Genomic DNA, 13737 nt, shown 5'->3' with positions numbered 1-13737 from the left:
AATTGTACCTTGCTTCTTTTCACTGCACCAGTTTTCCAACTTATTAAAAATAATTGTAATTTCACCTAAAACGCAAGATTCGACTTAATACTCAACAACCCCAAATTGCTTACATATTCTTCGACTAAATTAGGTCTATTGAGCCAACAACCTTTTTCGACTTTACCGCTAAGGACAAACAACTAAATACAATGCTATGATTGCTGACAAATAACCTCTAAAAGCTGTTACTTATGTCTTCAAGCGCGACTTCTACTATCTTCTGGCACGATTATGAAACATTCGGTGCTAATCCGGCTAAAGACAGGCCTTCACAATTTGCCGGGATCCGCACCGACTTTGATCTCAATATTATCGGTGAGCCTGAGACATTTTACTGTAAAGTTGCCAATGATTACCTCCCCTCTCCTGAAGCAATTTTGATCACGGGTATCACCCCGCAACTTGCCAATCTGAAAGGGGTTCCAGAGGCTGAGTTTATGGGTAAAGTTCATGAGCTTTTTTCCCAGCCAAATACTTGTGTAGCGGGTTATAACTCCATTCGATTCGATGATGAGGTGTCCCGTTACGGGTTTTACCGTAATTTTTATGATCCCTATGCCCGTGAATGGCAACAGGGAAATTCACGCTGGGATATTATCGATCTTGTTCGCGCTTGTTATGCATTCAGACCGGAAGGAATTGAGTGGCCACTGAAAGAGGATGGCTCGCCAAGCTTTAAGCTTGAACATCTCACCCAGGCTAATGGTTTAAGTCATGAAAAAGCCCATGATGCGATGTCCGATGTCTACGCCACTATCGATATGGCTAAGCTCATTAAAGAGAAACAGCCTAAGCTGTTTGATTACTTCTTTAACTTAAGGAAAAAGCAGGAGGTATCTAAGTTAATTGATGTCCTTAATATGCAGCCCCTTATCCATGTCAGTTCGAAAATCAGCTCTCTACATGGTTGCGCTAGCATCATCGCACCGGTCGCGCACCACTCCACCAATAAAAATGCCATTATCTGTGTCAATTTGGCCATGGATATCTCCCCACTTATTGAGCTCGATGTTGAGCAGATAAGAGAGCGAATGTACACCAAACGAGCCGATCTGGCGCCCGATGAGCTGCCTATCAGCGTCAAACAGGTACATATCAATAAATGCCCCTTTATTGCATCAACCAAAATATTGACCGATGAGAATGCGACTCGCCTTGATATCGATAAAGCGTTTGCAAGAGAACAGTATAAACGACTTAAACAACACCCTGAATTGAGAGAGAAACTGGTCTCAGTATTCGATGTTGAATATGAGTCTGACTCGAACGATCCTGATCTACAATTATACAGTGGCGGCTTCTTTAGCTCAGCAGATAAAGCCAAGATGGAGATGATCCGCCATACCTTGCCACAAAATCTTGCCGCCCTTGAACTACACTTCGATGATAGTCGACTTAAAGAGATGTTATTCAGGTATCGTGGGCGCAACTATCCTGAGTTTTTCGATGATTCAGAATCCATGAAGTGGCGAGAGTTTTGTCAAAGTAGGCTCAACGACCCTGACTATATGTTCAAACTGGAAAACCTAGTTAACGAAACGTCACAAAGTGAAGATAAACAAAAACTTTTGACTGCTTTATGTCATTATCTTAGTAACTTATGAAACTAAATGGGAGAAAGATCCCATTAAGTTTGTAAATCCATTACTAAACTGTACTTCATTAGCTTAACAATGACAGGATCTAGAATATGCAAGATAGATTTATAAAATGCATAGCTCAGTTACCAAAGCCGTTATCAGATGCATTGATCCCCCTGCTCAATGCCGATTTTGCCGGACATATTGATGCTCAACAGCTAGGCATGTTAACAGCAAAAAGTCAGCTAGAGGAGAGCGAACTTCTACTCGCCCTACTTCCTATTGCAGCCGCCCTTGCTAAGCCTCCCATTAGTGAGTTCCATGTCGGTGCTATCGCCAAGGGTAAGAGTGGTGATATCTATATGGGTGCCAACCTTGAGCTTTCTGGAGAAGCGCTGTTTCATTCAGTACACGCAGAGCAAAGCGCTATCAGTCATGCTTGGCTCAGTGGTGAAACTCAGATCTTAGATGTGGTGGTCAACTTCTCTCCTTGTGGGCACTGCCGCCAATTTATGAATGAGATGGTAGAGGGACAGAAGGTGTTGATTCATCTGCCAGAGCAGAAAGCACAGCCTCTTGCTCACTACCTCCCCTACGCTTTTGGTCCAAGCGATCTTAATATTACCGAGCCTCTATTATCCAAACAGCAACATGAACTAAGTCTTGATAGCTCAGATCCCATGATCATCGAAGCATTGGATCATGCAAGTTTAAGTTATGCGCCATATTCCAACAGCTATGCAGCCGTTGTCCTTGAAACTAAAGATGGTTCGACCTACTGTGGGCGTTATGCAGAGAATGCTGCATTTAATCCCTCCATGCTGCCAATGCAGATGGCACTCTCGACGATGACCAGACACAATCGAGAGTTCACTGAGATTAATCGTGCAGTGCTTATCGAATCCGCTAAAGGAAAGATCTCTTTGGTCGGTGCGACTATGGATGCGCTCCACGCTGTTGCAGCCGTTGAGTTGGAACATATTGTGATTGACCCAGCCTAACTGACTTTCAAACCGAATGAGTTTCAAACTGAAAAGGACTGCAGATGCAGTCCTTTTTCTATTTTCTATTTTCTATTTTCTATTTTTCTCAAGCTTTGCCAGCAAACTTGAGGTATCCCAACGATTACCACCAATCGCTTGTACTTCGGAGTAAAACTGATCAACCAATGCAGTCAAAGGCAAGTGTGAACCATTTTTACGGGCTTCATTAAGGGCTATGTTGAGATCTTTTCTCATCCAATCCACAGCAAAGCCTAAGTTATACTCCCCCTGCCACATGGTCTGATAACGATTCTCCATCTGCCAAGATTGAGCAGCTCCCTTACTTATCACCTCAACCACTTTTTCACCATCAAGACCAGCACTTCGAGCAAAATGAAGCCCTTCAGATAAACCTTGCACCACACCAGCAATACAGATCTGATTAACCATCTTTGTTAACTGACCCGCGCCAACTTCGCCAAGTAATTCAACACAGCGCGCATAAGATTCAATAATCGGCTTAGCCTGTACAAAATGGGATTCATTACCACCTGTCATTACCGTTAACAGACCATTTTCAGCACCAGCTTGTCCACCAGAGACAGGCGCATCGAGAAAGCCTACCTCCTTTGCAGAGGCCAATACACCTATCTCTCTAGCCACATCAGCAGAGGCAGTTGTGTGATCAACTAAAATGCTGCCAGCACTCATGTTGTTAAGTGCACCTGTTTCGCCTAGTGTTACTTGACGTAGGTCATCATCATTTCCCACGCAAACGAAAACAAACTCTTTTCCTTTCGCAGCGTCACAAGGTGTTAGCTCGACGCTACCGCCAAACTCAGCTTTCCAAGCATCTGCTCGTGTCTGTGTTCGATTATAAACCGTCACTTGATGACCATGCCTAACTAAATGCCCCGCCATGGGATAACCCATCACACCTAGGCCAATAAATGCAACTTTTGCCATCATACTTCCTTTTTATTTAACACCTTAACTAGTGGTTAAACATCATACCTAAATCACTAAAACAATAGTATCTGGTTTATCTGAAGAGAGTGTTCCTTAAATAAAAAAGTTCCAGGCACAAAAAAAGACGCATAAATGCGTCTTTTAACAGGGTACAGCATAGACAAACTATTGAACGTGCGCTTCCATCTCAGCACCTATCTTTTTACGCATCTCCATTAGGCGTATTGCTGAGTCCCTAAGTTCAATATCTTTCTCATCCACAGGGCACCATTCAGGCACTTCAGATGGATTTCCATCATCATCGACAGCAACCATGATAACAATACAGTGGGTCGTCAAGTGCCGCTCAGGGTGCTTAGGGTCTCCAGCACGAACATCGATCCCAAGGTGCATTGAAGTACGGCCTGTATAGATCACCTTAGCGCTCGTTTCAACGATATTTCCCACATGGATTGGTTTCACAAAGCGTATACCGCCAGCATAAGCGGTAATGCAATATTTGCCACTCCAAGCGGCAGCACAGGCGTATGCCGCAAGATCGATCCACTTCATCACAGCGCCACCGTGAACTTTGCCACCAAAGTTTACATCAGCTGGTTCTGCAAGAAACCTTAAAGTAACCTGACGTTCTATCCCGGCCATAACTATCTCAAATTCGTTTAGAATAACTTTAATTGTACGTCATAAATCGAATGTGGAGTATAACTTAAGTATTTAACTCGCTTTGATTAGCCAAAGTAAACAACTAAAGTACTTGCCAGCAAAATAAAAGGTAGAGCCAGACGATAGATCCACAACTGTGCATTATCACTGATAAAACGAGAGCCTTTTACAACAGCCGTCAAACCTAAACCTGCTAAGAAGAGTATCAAGACTTCTATACCGGCTAATGTACTGTTATTACTGCTTGTATATATGGCTGTGATCAACAGAGCAAACCAAACAACAGCAAAACTTGCCGCCGCCAAAGTAAACGTCTTCATCCCAATTGACATGTTTGGGTGCAGTTTTGCAGACTCTCCGCGGATTAATTCATTAAGATTTGCAGTCAAGGCGCCAACCAGTGGCATTAATGGAACAACGATTAGGTTTAACATGCGAGCTCTGTCCTAAGGCTACATTTTGAGAGCGTCAGTATCTTCCTAACTCATAAAGCTTCCAAGCGATAATTTTCAATATTAACTAAGCTTAACCCAAACGACATTTGGCGTTAATCTAATACCAAATAGGTACAAAAAAAGCGCCATATAGGCGCTTTATTCCGATACAACAATAAACTAATTAAAATTAGCTTTAGAGCTTCTTAAACAGAAGAGAGCCGTTAGTCCCACCAAACCCAAATGAGTTACACAGTGCATATTCAAACTCATGTTTGCGTGCTGTATGAGGGACGAAGTCTAAATCACACCCTTCATCGGGATTATCTAAGTTCAATGTTGGTGGGATCACTTGATCCCTTAAAGCCAACAGAGTAATAATCGCTTCCACAGAACCTGCAGCACCTAGTAGATGACCTGTCATCGACTTAGTAGAGCTAACAAGCAGCTTATAGGCATGGTCGCCAAACACAGATTTAACAGCAGCAACTTCGGCTTTATCACCAGCTGGAGTTGAAGTGCCATGGGCATTAATATAACCCACCTGCTCTTTCTCAAGTTTTGCATCATTAATGGCATTAACCATTGCAGCAGCAGCGCCTGCACCATCAGCTGGTGGTGACGTCATGTGGAATGCATCTCCACTCATGCCAAAACCGACAAGTTCACCATAGATGGTAGCCCCACGTGCTTTGGCATGTTCATACTCTTCCATCACCATAACACCAGCACCATCGCCGATGACAAAGCCATCGCGATCTTTATCCCATGGACGACTCGCAGCTTGTGGATCGTCATTACGGGTCGACAGCGCTTTTGCTGAGCCAAAACCGCCAACAGCCAGAGGACAAGTAACATCTTCAGCACCGCCAGCTATCATCACATCCGCATCACCATAGGCGATAGTTCGGGCTGCAAAACCTATATTATGCACACCAGTAGTACACGCCGTCGTCACCGCAAAGTTAGGACCTGTCATACCATATTTTATAGAGAGGTGGCCCGAGATCATGTTGATTATGGTGCTTGGCACGAAAAAGGGAGAGATCTTTCTTGGACCACCTTTCAACAGCGCTGAATGACCCTGTTCAATCAGAGGCATTCCCCCCATACCCGCACCAACAGCAGTTCCGACTCTGGAAGGGTCTAGCTTAGCCATATCCAGACCTGAATCTGTCATCGCTTGTATGCCGGCAGCCATACCGTACTGAATAAAGAGATCCATCTTACGTGCATCTTTTTTAGACATGTACTGCTCAACATCAAAATCTTTGACAGAGCCGCTAAAACGAGTCGTAAATTCACTGGCATCAAACTTGGTGATTGGAGCGATACCACTTTGACCAGCAAGTAACGCTTCCCAACTTGAATCTACGGTATTACCAACAGGGGTGACCAGGCCAAGGCCTGTAACAACTACACGACGTTTAGACACGTTTTCACCTTTTATACTGAGTTAAACATGATAGGGATATAATTTGTTTCTAAATGTACCTAAGGGTACTGAAATAGGTTCTGAGCAGTTAGAAATTAAAATACTACTAGTAGAGGGAACACGCAATTTCCAATTGCCAGAAACAAAAACAGGCAGCATAAATGCTGCCTGTTTTCAAGAATTCAGGATTACTGATTCTTTGAAACGTAATCAACCGCTGCTTGAACAGTAGTGATCTTTTCAGCTTCTTCATCAGGGATCTCGGTATCAAACTCTTCTTCTAGAGCCATAACCAACTCAACCGTGTCCAGAGAATCTGCACCCAAGTCGTCAACGAAAGATGCTGCAGACTTAACGTCCTCTTCTTTAACACCTAGTTGCTCAATAATGATTTTCTTTACACGTTCTTCGATGTTGCTCATTAGTTTTCTTTCCTATTCAAATTACGCACTTGCGTAAGATTGCGAGTAGTTTATTCAATTTGACACACAATGCAAGCTTAACTTTCGTGGTCTAACCACGAAAGTGGCCCATATTGACGCTGAACATCAATAAAATAAAGTGCTGTCAGCCTATCACCCTTAAACCATATACATGCCGCCATTCACATGGAGAGTCTCTCCAGTGATGTACGCAGCAGAGTCTGAAGCTAAAAACAGCACAGCATTAGCGATCTCTTGTGCTTGCCCAAGTCTCTCCATCGGCACCTGAGACATGATACCTTGTTGCTGCTCTTCAGTCAGCTCATCGGTCATGTCCGTCTGAATAAATCCAGGAGCAATAGCATTCACTGTTATTTGACGAGATGCAACCTCCTTTGCAAGAGATTTTGTAAATCCTATCAACCCAGCTTTAGCTGCACAATAGTTTGTTTGGCCTGGATTCCCCATAGAGCCTACAACAGAACCGATATTAATGATGCGTCCATGACGTTTTTTCATCATAGGGCGCATAACCGCTTTTGATGTACGAAATATCGATGTCAGGTTCGTATCTATGATATCACCCCATTCATCGTCTTTCATTCTCATCAATAAATTATCTCGAGTAATTCCGGCATTATTAACTAAAATGTTAACATCGCCCTCTTTCTCTTTGATCGCGGCAAAAAGATCGGTAACAGATTGACCATCTGTTACATTTAAAACAAGACCTAAACCACTATCACCTAGGTATTCTTGAATCGCCGCAGCACCACGCTCACTTGTCGCAGTACCAACAACTCTTGCACCAGCTGCAACCAGTGTTTCAGCAACCGCACGGCCAATACCACGGCTAGCCCCTGTTACTAACGCCACTTTTCCAGCTAAATCTATACTTACACTCATCTAACTCTCCTATTCGGTCAATGCTGCGAGTGATGCAGTATCGTTAACCGCTTTTGCTGTCAACGAACGATCAATACGTTTTGCAAGGCCTGTCAGTACTTTCCCTGGACCAATTTCAAACAAGTTAGTCACACCCGCTTTTGAAATTGCTGTTACCGTATCGGACCACAGCACAGGACAATAGAGCTGTCTGACAAGCGCATCTTTTATCTCTTCTGCTGAACTGGGTGACGCAACATCCACGTTATTAATCACTTGGATTTTTGGCGTTTTAAACTCGATTGACTCAAGTGCAACAGCAAGCTTTTCAGCAGCTGGGCGCATAAGTTCACAATGAGAAGGAACACTAACTGGCAATGCTACAGCCATTTTAGCGCCAGCCTCTTTACAAAGTGCACCGGCACGTTCGACGGCATCTTTACTGCCTGCAATAACCACTTGACCTGGACTGTTATAGTTAACAGGGCTTACCACTTCGCCTTGTGAAGCCTCTTCACACGCTTTAGCAATGGCATCATTATCTAAACCTATGATGGCAAACATCGCACCACTGCCAGCAGGAACCGCTTGCTGCATCAACTGTCCACGAAGCTGTACTAATTTAACTGCATCGGTAAAGTCGATGACTCCTGCACATACTAACGCTGAATACTCGCCTAGACTGTGGCCCGCGAGTACACTCGGTAGTGCTTTACCGCTAGCCTCAAATGCACGCCAAATTGCGACACTTGCAGTCAATAATGCAGGTTGTGTTTTATCTGTCTCATTGAGGGTTTCGACCGGACCTTGTTGTACAAGTTCCCAAAGATCGTAACCTAAAACATCACTTGCTTGAGAAAAAGTCTGAGCAATAATCTCATGCTCAGTTGCAAGTTCAGCCAACATTCCAATTGCTTGGGAGCCTTGGCCAGGGAAGATAAAAGCTGAATTATCCATAAACTCTACCTATCACATTCAAGATGAAAATTTAATTACCGTTTTAAACAGTAATTAAAAACGAACTAATGCACTGCCCCACGCAAAACCAGCTCCAAATGCCTCTAACATTAAGAGTTGACCACGCTTTATTCGGCCATCACGAACCGCTTCATCAAGGGCAATTGGAACAGAAGCAGCAGAAGTATTACCATGTTTAGCAAGGGTTAGCACCACTTTATCTAAACTCATGCCTAGCTTTTTAGCTGTTGCTTTTATAATGCGGAAGTTAGCTTGGTGTGGCACTAACCAATCAATCTCAGACTTATCAATCTGATTAATCCGCAGAGTCTCGGTCACAACATGGGAGAGTTGTGTTACCGCAACCTTAAATACATCATTGCCTTTCATGGTCATATAACCAACCGCAGCAGATGATTCACCGGCTCTGGGAGGGAATGAACATTTCAGCAGATCGCCTTGTCTACCGTCGGCATAAATATGAGTAGACAGAATACCTGGCTCATCTGAGGCGCCAATTACAGCCGCACCAGCACCATCACCAAATAATATAATAGTGCCGCGATCTTCTGGCTCACAAAGACGTGATAACACGTCTGCGCCTATCACTAGCACCTTTTTAGCCATACCAGATTTGACATACTGGTCTGCAATCGAGAGTGCATAAACAAAACCTGAGCAAGCTGCTGCGATATCAAAAGCTGGGATCGTATGGACACCCAACATAGCTTGAATCTCACACGCTGCGGCCGGAAATGCATTACTTGCACTCGTCGTTCCGCACACGATCATATCGAGTTCACTTGCCTCGATGCCTGCCATCTCAAGGGCTTTCTTCGCAGCTTCAAATCCCATGGTCGATACAGACTCATCGGAAGCGGCAATACGGCGCTCAGAGATACCTGTGCGTTCAACAATCCACTGGTCACTGGTTTCAACCATCTGTTCCAGATCCTGATTGCTACGCACTTGTGCTGGTAAATAACTACCAGTTCCAAGAATTTTTGTATGCATATTAAGGAGGTATCAGTTATTAATATCTAAAAGAATCGACTCAAGACGTTCTTCAATCATCTTTGGGAGTCTACGTTGCGCCTCTGTCACTGCAAGGGTTATCGCTTGCAAATACGCAGATTCATCGGCACTGCCATGACTTTTTACTACAATTCCGCGCAATCCTATCAAACTTGCACCATTGTAGTGGTCGGGGTTCATCTGTTTAAGAACAGAATTTATGCGGGGAGCGATTAGTTTGGCCATTAATCGCACAAAAAAACCTTTGGTCAGTCCTTTTTCCAACTGATTGACCAACAATTTTGCGATTCCTTCAGAGGTTTTCAATGTGATATTACCAACAAAACCATCACAGACAATGACATCAACATTGCCAGAGTAAAGATCATTACCTTCAATAAAGCCCACATAGTTAATTTGCGGACTTTGTTGTAACAGTTGCCCTGCCTGTTGAACTTGATCGTTACCTTTAATCTCTTCGATGCCAACGTTTAAAAGTGCAACTTTAGGTTGCTCATTCTTATCGACAGCTTCACTAAGCACAGAGCCCATCACAGCAAACTGGAATAGCGTTTCGCTGCAACAAGAGACATTAGCCCCAAGATCAAGTAAGTACACAGGCTTTTGATTAACCGCTGGTAAACAGCTTACCAAAGCAGGTCTATCAATACCGGGTAATGTCTTAAGTAGCACTTTAGCTATTGCCATTAGTGCACCAGTATTTCCTGCACTTAAGCAAGCTTGAGCTTTACCGTCACGCACCAGTTCAATAGCCAAGCGCATTGAGCTCTGCTTTCTATTTCTAAGTGCATGGACAGGACGATCTGACATACTGACGACTTCAGTCGTATGAAGGATCTCAATTCTTTGACGAATACTGGATTCAGCCTTAGTAAGAAAATGCTCTATTTCAGGCTGGTTGCCAACAAGGACAACATGTAGAGAGGGATATAAATGAAGTGCCTGCAAAGTTGCAGGCACTGTGACGCGGGGGCCGTAATCGCCCCCCATCACATCTAACGCAAGCGTCAGATCTGTCATAAAAGTATCAACAATTACTTGTTAATAACCTTTACGCCGCGGTAAAAACCATCCGCAGTCACGTTGTGACGACGGTGAAGTTCACCACTCGTTGCATCCACAGACAATTGAGCAGTGCTCAATGAATCGTGTGAACGGCGCATTCCACGCTTTGAACGAGATTTTTTATTCTGTTGTACAGCCATTTTACCTGTCTCCTAGGTTACTTGCTCTTCAGTTTTTCTAACACTGCAAACGGATTTGGACGCTCCTCTTGAGAAGGTTCAATCTCGCCTACAACTATGTCTTTATCGCCTTTGCCACAACTTTCGTCAGCGTGCATCGGTATAAGGGGCATAGCGATTATCAATTCATCTTCAATCAATTGATGCAGACGAACTTCGCCTATTTCATTACACTCAATAGGGTCATACGCATCCGGGAGCTCATCGATTTCAGCTTCATTCCCACAGGGAGTGAAATTGAAGTCGACCGTAACCTTTGTGGTATATAGTGTCATGCAACGTTGACAATTCAGAGTGAGCTCCGTCACAGCCTTCCCTTTAAGGTAGACTATCCCCTGTATATCTACGCCACATTCAAACGACACTGCCACATCGGAACAGTCGCCGGCACTTAACTCATTTAATCGCTTTAACTGCTTACCAGGAATCGTACCTTCATAAGAAAGCTGACTCGCAGCAGCGCGTATTGGATCAATTGAAACCGGTATCTTTACTGTTTGCATAAGGCGCGCATATTATAGTTTGAAATCCTTAGAGTCAAAGGAAAATTCGCCTTCTTGCTATAAGAAGAGTCATTTACCACATTTTTGAACTCTAAAAACATAAATTAATGGATTAGAAATTTTACCCAAGCTCGAAGATTTACTCAAGTCACGCACGCTTAAAATAGAAGCGAACGAACTTTTTTCTCTTAGATAAATAAAAAGTGTGGGATTTCCATCATCAAAAAACAGTAAACTTCCCCATAAATCAGCTGAAGATAAACGATATAACTAACTATGTTTTGCTCTTTTGCTGCAATAATCTATTTGGAGTTTTATTATGTCATCTCGGTTAATCCTTGCATCTACCTCCCCTTTTAGGCAACAACTGCTAACGAAGCTAAACATCCCCTTCGATACCTGTTCGCCCGATATTGATGAAACACCTAAAGAGGGCGAAGCCCCCGATGCGCTGGTTATGCGTCTTGCTCAAAGCAAAGCCTTAAAAGGCGCTGCAGGCCTTTCTCAAGGATTAGTGATCGGTTCAGATCAAGTTGCAGTCATAAATGGGAGCATTGTAGGTAAGCCTTTAACCCATGAAAAAGCGGTGGAACAACTCACACAAGCCTCCAATCAGATCATCACTTTTTATACTGGTCTGTCACTACACAATATCAATACTGGGCTAAGTGACACCCGTATAGAAACCTTTAAAGTGCATTTTAGGGAGCTGACCCAAGCACAAATTGAGTATTACCTCCAAACAGAGCAGCCGTACTTCTGTGCAGGAAGCTTTAAATGTGAAGGTCTTGGCATTGCACTCTTTACGCAATTAGAGGGAAAAGACCCCAACACCCTTGTCGGTTTACCTCTAATCACCCTTATCGATATGCTCTCAAAGCAGGGCTACCAAGTGCTTTCACAGAATTTAGTAGACTAAAAACTCACTATTCGCAAATAAAAACACTAAATTCAGTCACAAAAACTGCGTTTCCTCAATTTGTAACTACAATATATTACAAGGGGCGAAAGACTCGACATTATAACGCCCCACTTCCAATCAAAAATACCTATTAAACCTCTTTGGACACGGATGTCTGAACACTGCTATTTTGGGAATGGTCGATGACAGATATTGAAGAAGCTTTAGCACTACTCGCAGCCCCCTGTACTGACGAACGTTTTTTTCAACGTGCGCTAAAAGCACTTGCTCTTGTAACTCAATGCCGTTGGGCTGCCTTTGGCAGGCCATCAGAAGTGGCAGGCAAAGCTGAAGTGGTGGCTTTTTGCGATCTAAAACACACTGTGCCTGGATTTGAGTTCGATTTAGAGGGCTCACCTTGTGAACTCATTTACCGACAGAAATACCCAGACACTCACCTACTGTTTGCCAAAGATCTGCAAACTAAATTTCCAAACTTCCAGTTGATTAAAGATCTGGGCGCCAACAGTTACCAAGCAGAGTTAATTTTGGATGATGGAGGTCACCCTATAGGCCATATTTTGGTCATGGATCCCCTCCCACAAACTGAGACCATGAAATCAAAAGAGTTTTTCAGATTATTGGCTCAAAGGATCGGCGTTGAATATAAACGTCTACTTATCTCCCGTGAGCTCGCTCTGCATAAGCAGATGATTGCAGTCACAGAACACTTGATGTCTTTTGTCGATGACTCATATACCTACCATGTAGTTTCTAAAGGCTATGAAAGTTTATTTAACAAATCTTCCCAAGAGATTGTCGGTAAAAGCGTCGAACAGGTCCATGGAAAAGTGGTTTTCAACGATGTATTAAAACCTTTACTAGACCGAACCTTGAAAGGGGAAACCGTACAGACACGCATTTGGATCCATCCCCCCCATACTGCGCCTCAATATATGAACATACTTCATAACCCCTACTTCAATGAGAAGGGAAACATTGTCGGTGTGATTGTCTCTGCTCACAACATAACCGATATGCATGCTGCAAATGAGAAAATACAGCAATTAGCTAATCATGATCCGCTAACAGGGATGTTAAATCGCCGGGCTCTGTTTGAAGTGATGGAGGGCAAATTAAGAGAGCAGGAGCAAGCAAAATTACAACTCGCCGTACTTTATATTGATCTTGATGGCTTTCAACAGATCAACGACCGCTATGGTCACCATCAAGGAGACAAGGTACTGAGGTATGTCGCTTCAAAGATACAAGACACTACAATTGATAGTGAAATAGTTGCGCGGATCGGTGGTGATGAGTTCATTGTGTTAGCAAGCTTCCCGCACGGTAACACTTATGAGCACTACCAGCTTCAACTCGAAGATCTGTGTGACAGACTTAATAGTCAACTCTTTATCGATATCGACATTGAAGGGCAAAGTCTGCCGTTATCAGCGAGTATCGGCCACTGTTTAGTTAACGATGCAACAATGGAACTATCGGCCATCATCAGTAAAGCCGATAAAGATATGTACAGAAACAAACGAAATGAAAGACTAGGTTTAGTCTCAATGGCAACAGGCTTTATCAGGCAAACGCCTTCACAATAAAGCCACCAACTCTAGATAGAAAACAAAAAAGGCTAGCATGTGCTAGCCTTTCATCTTGATGGGCCACATCTTCA

At 43.5% G+C, this 13737-nt stretch carries 15 protein-coding genes; 4 read left to right on the top strand and 11 right to left on the bottom strand.

What is annotated here, in order from left to right; genetic code table 11:
- Positions 1-233 precede the first annotated feature (233 nt).
- A complete protein-coding gene (sbcB, locus tag K0625_RS09410; RefSeq protein ID WP_220109454.1) occupies positions 234-1646 on the top strand; it encodes an exodeoxyribonuclease I in 1413 nt (470 codons plus the stop codon).
- Between the two features lie 86 nt (positions 1647-1732).
- Complete coding sequence (gene cdd, locus K0625_RS09405; RefSeq protein ID WP_220109453.1) at positions 1733-2623, top strand: cytidine deaminase; 891 nt, start codon at positions 1733-1735, stop codon at positions 2621-2623.
- Positions 2624-2695: 72 nt separating this feature from the next.
- Here cdd and K0625_RS09400 read toward each other — a convergent pair whose 3' ends face one another.
- The 11 genes from K0625_RS09400 to yceD form a co-directional block, all read right to left on the bottom strand.
- Positions 2696-3571 (bottom strand): NAD(P)-dependent oxidoreductase, encoded by an 876-nt coding sequence (locus K0625_RS09400; protein ID WP_220109540.1) that lies wholly within the window; start codon positions 3569-3571, stop codon positions 2696-2698.
- A 168-nt stretch (positions 3572-3739) separates the two neighbouring features.
- On the bottom strand, positions 3740-4216 hold the full coding sequence (locus K0625_RS09395; protein WP_012324676.1) for an acyl-CoA thioesterase: 477 nt from the start codon (positions 4214-4216) through the stop codon (positions 3740-3742).
- A gap of 86 nt (positions 4217-4302) precedes the next feature.
- On the bottom strand, positions 4303-4671 hold the full coding sequence (locus K0625_RS09390) for a hypothetical protein (protein ID WP_220109452.1): 369 nt from the start codon (positions 4669-4671) through the stop codon (positions 4303-4305).
- 196 nt (positions 4672-4867) lie between these two features.
- Positions 4868-6106, bottom strand: coding sequence for a beta-ketoacyl-ACP synthase II (gene fabF / locus K0625_RS09385; protein ID WP_220109451.1), 1239 nt, complete (start codon positions 6104-6106; stop codon positions 4868-4870).
- Positions 6107-6294: 188 nt separating this feature from the next.
- Positions 6295-6528, bottom strand: coding sequence for an acyl carrier protein (gene acpP / locus K0625_RS09380; protein ID WP_012324673.1), 234 nt, complete (start codon positions 6526-6528; stop codon positions 6295-6297).
- A gap of 159 nt (positions 6529-6687) precedes the next feature.
- Positions 6688-7434: a 3-oxoacyl-ACP reductase FabG gene (fabG, locus tag K0625_RS09375; protein WP_220109450.1), complete on the bottom strand. Its 747-nt coding sequence runs from the start codon at positions 7432-7434 to the stop codon at positions 6688-6690.
- A gap of 9 nt (positions 7435-7443) precedes the next feature.
- Positions 7444-8370: an ACP S-malonyltransferase gene (gene fabD, locus K0625_RS09370; protein WP_220109449.1), complete on the bottom strand. Its 927-nt coding sequence runs from the start codon at positions 8368-8370 to the stop codon at positions 7444-7446.
- 54 nt (positions 8371-8424) lie between these two features.
- Positions 8425-9384 carry a beta-ketoacyl-ACP synthase III gene (locus K0625_RS09365; RefSeq protein WP_012324670.1) on the bottom strand — a complete coding sequence of 320 codons (960 nt, stop codon included), beginning with the start codon at positions 9382-9384 and terminating at the stop codon, positions 8425-8427.
- A gap of 12 nt (positions 9385-9396) precedes the next feature.
- Positions 9397-10425 (bottom strand): phosphate acyltransferase PlsX, encoded by a 1029-nt coding sequence (plsX, locus tag K0625_RS09360; protein ID WP_064791551.1) that lies wholly within the window; start codon positions 10423-10425, stop codon positions 9397-9399.
- A gap of 14 nt (positions 10426-10439) precedes the next feature.
- Complete coding sequence (gene rpmF, locus K0625_RS09355; protein WP_012324668.1) at positions 10440-10610, bottom strand: 50S ribosomal protein L32; 171 nt, start codon at positions 10608-10610, stop codon at positions 10440-10442.
- Positions 10611-10627: 17 nt separating this feature from the next.
- Positions 10628-11152 (bottom strand): 23S rRNA accumulation protein YceD, encoded by a 525-nt coding sequence (gene yceD / locus K0625_RS09350; RefSeq protein ID WP_220109448.1) that lies wholly within the window; start codon positions 11150-11152, stop codon positions 10628-10630.
- 319 nt (positions 11153-11471) lie between these two features.
- Here yceD and K0625_RS09345 point away from each other — a divergent pair, with 319 nt between their 5' ends.
- Positions 11472-12071, top strand: coding sequence for a Maf family protein (locus K0625_RS09345; RefSeq protein WP_220109447.1), 600 nt, complete (start codon positions 11472-11474; stop codon positions 12069-12071).
- A gap of 185 nt (positions 12072-12256) precedes the next feature.
- Complete coding sequence (locus K0625_RS09340) at positions 12257-13663, top strand: sensor domain-containing diguanylate cyclase (protein WP_220109446.1); 1407 nt, start codon at positions 12257-12259, stop codon at positions 13661-13663.
- The last annotated feature ends 74 nt before the right edge of the window (positions 13664-13737 follow it).

This window comes from Shewanella nanhaiensis (assembly GCF_019457885.1).
Lineage (GTDB): Bacteria > Pseudomonadota > Gammaproteobacteria > Enterobacterales > Shewanellaceae > Shewanella > Shewanella nanhaiensis.
Note: the sequence above shows the minus strand (reverse complement) of the source record. Positions and strands in the feature narration are given on the sequence as shown.

Coding starts and splice junctions, on each gene's coding strand:
- fabG (WP_220109450.1), bottom strand. CDS start 7,434: ATGAGTGTAAGTATAGATTTAGCTGGAAAAGTGGCGTTAGTAACAGGG.
- K0625_RS09340 (WP_220109446.1), top strand. CDS start 12,257: ATGACAGATATTGAAGAAGCTTTAGCACTACTCGCAGCCCCCTGTACT.
- rpmF (WP_012324668.1), bottom strand. CDS start 10,610: ATGGCTGTACAACAGAATAAAAAATCTCGTTCAAAGCGTGGAATGCGC.
- K0625_RS09345 (WP_220109447.1), top strand. CDS start 11,472: ATGTCATCTCGGTTAATCCTTGCATCTACCTCCCCTTTTAGGCAACAA.
- cdd (WP_220109453.1), top strand. CDS start 1,733: ATGCAAGATAGATTTATAAAATGCATAGCTCAGTTACCAAAGCCGTTA.
- fabD (WP_220109449.1), bottom strand. CDS start 8,370: ATGGATAATTCAGCTTTTATCTTCCCTGGCCAAGGCTCCCAAGCAATT.
- K0625_RS09365 (WP_012324670.1), bottom strand. CDS start 9,384: ATGCATACAAAAATTCTTGGAACTGGTAGTTATTTACCAGCACAAGTG.
- K0625_RS09390 (WP_220109452.1), bottom strand. CDS start 4,671: ATGTTAAACCTAATCGTTGTTCCATTAATGCCACTGGTTGGCGCCTTG.
- acpP (WP_012324673.1), bottom strand. CDS start 6,528: ATGAGCAACATCGAAGAACGTGTAAAGAAAATCATTATTGAGCAACTA.
- K0625_RS09400 (WP_220109540.1), bottom strand. CDS start 3,571: ATGGCAAAAGTTGCATTTATTGGCCTAGGTGTGATGGGTTATCCCATG.
- sbcB (WP_220109454.1), top strand. CDS start 234: ATGTCTTCAAGCGCGACTTCTACTATCTTCTGGCACGATTATGAAACA.
- yceD (WP_220109448.1), bottom strand. CDS start 11,152: ATGCAAACAGTAAAGATACCGGTTTCAATTGATCCAATACGCGCTGCT.
- K0625_RS09395 (WP_012324676.1), bottom strand. CDS start 4,216: ATGGCCGGGATAGAACGTCAGGTTACTTTAAGGTTTCTTGCAGAACCA.
- plsX (WP_064791551.1), bottom strand. CDS start 10,425: ATGACAGATCTGACGCTTGCGTTAGATGTGATGGGGGGCGATTACGGC.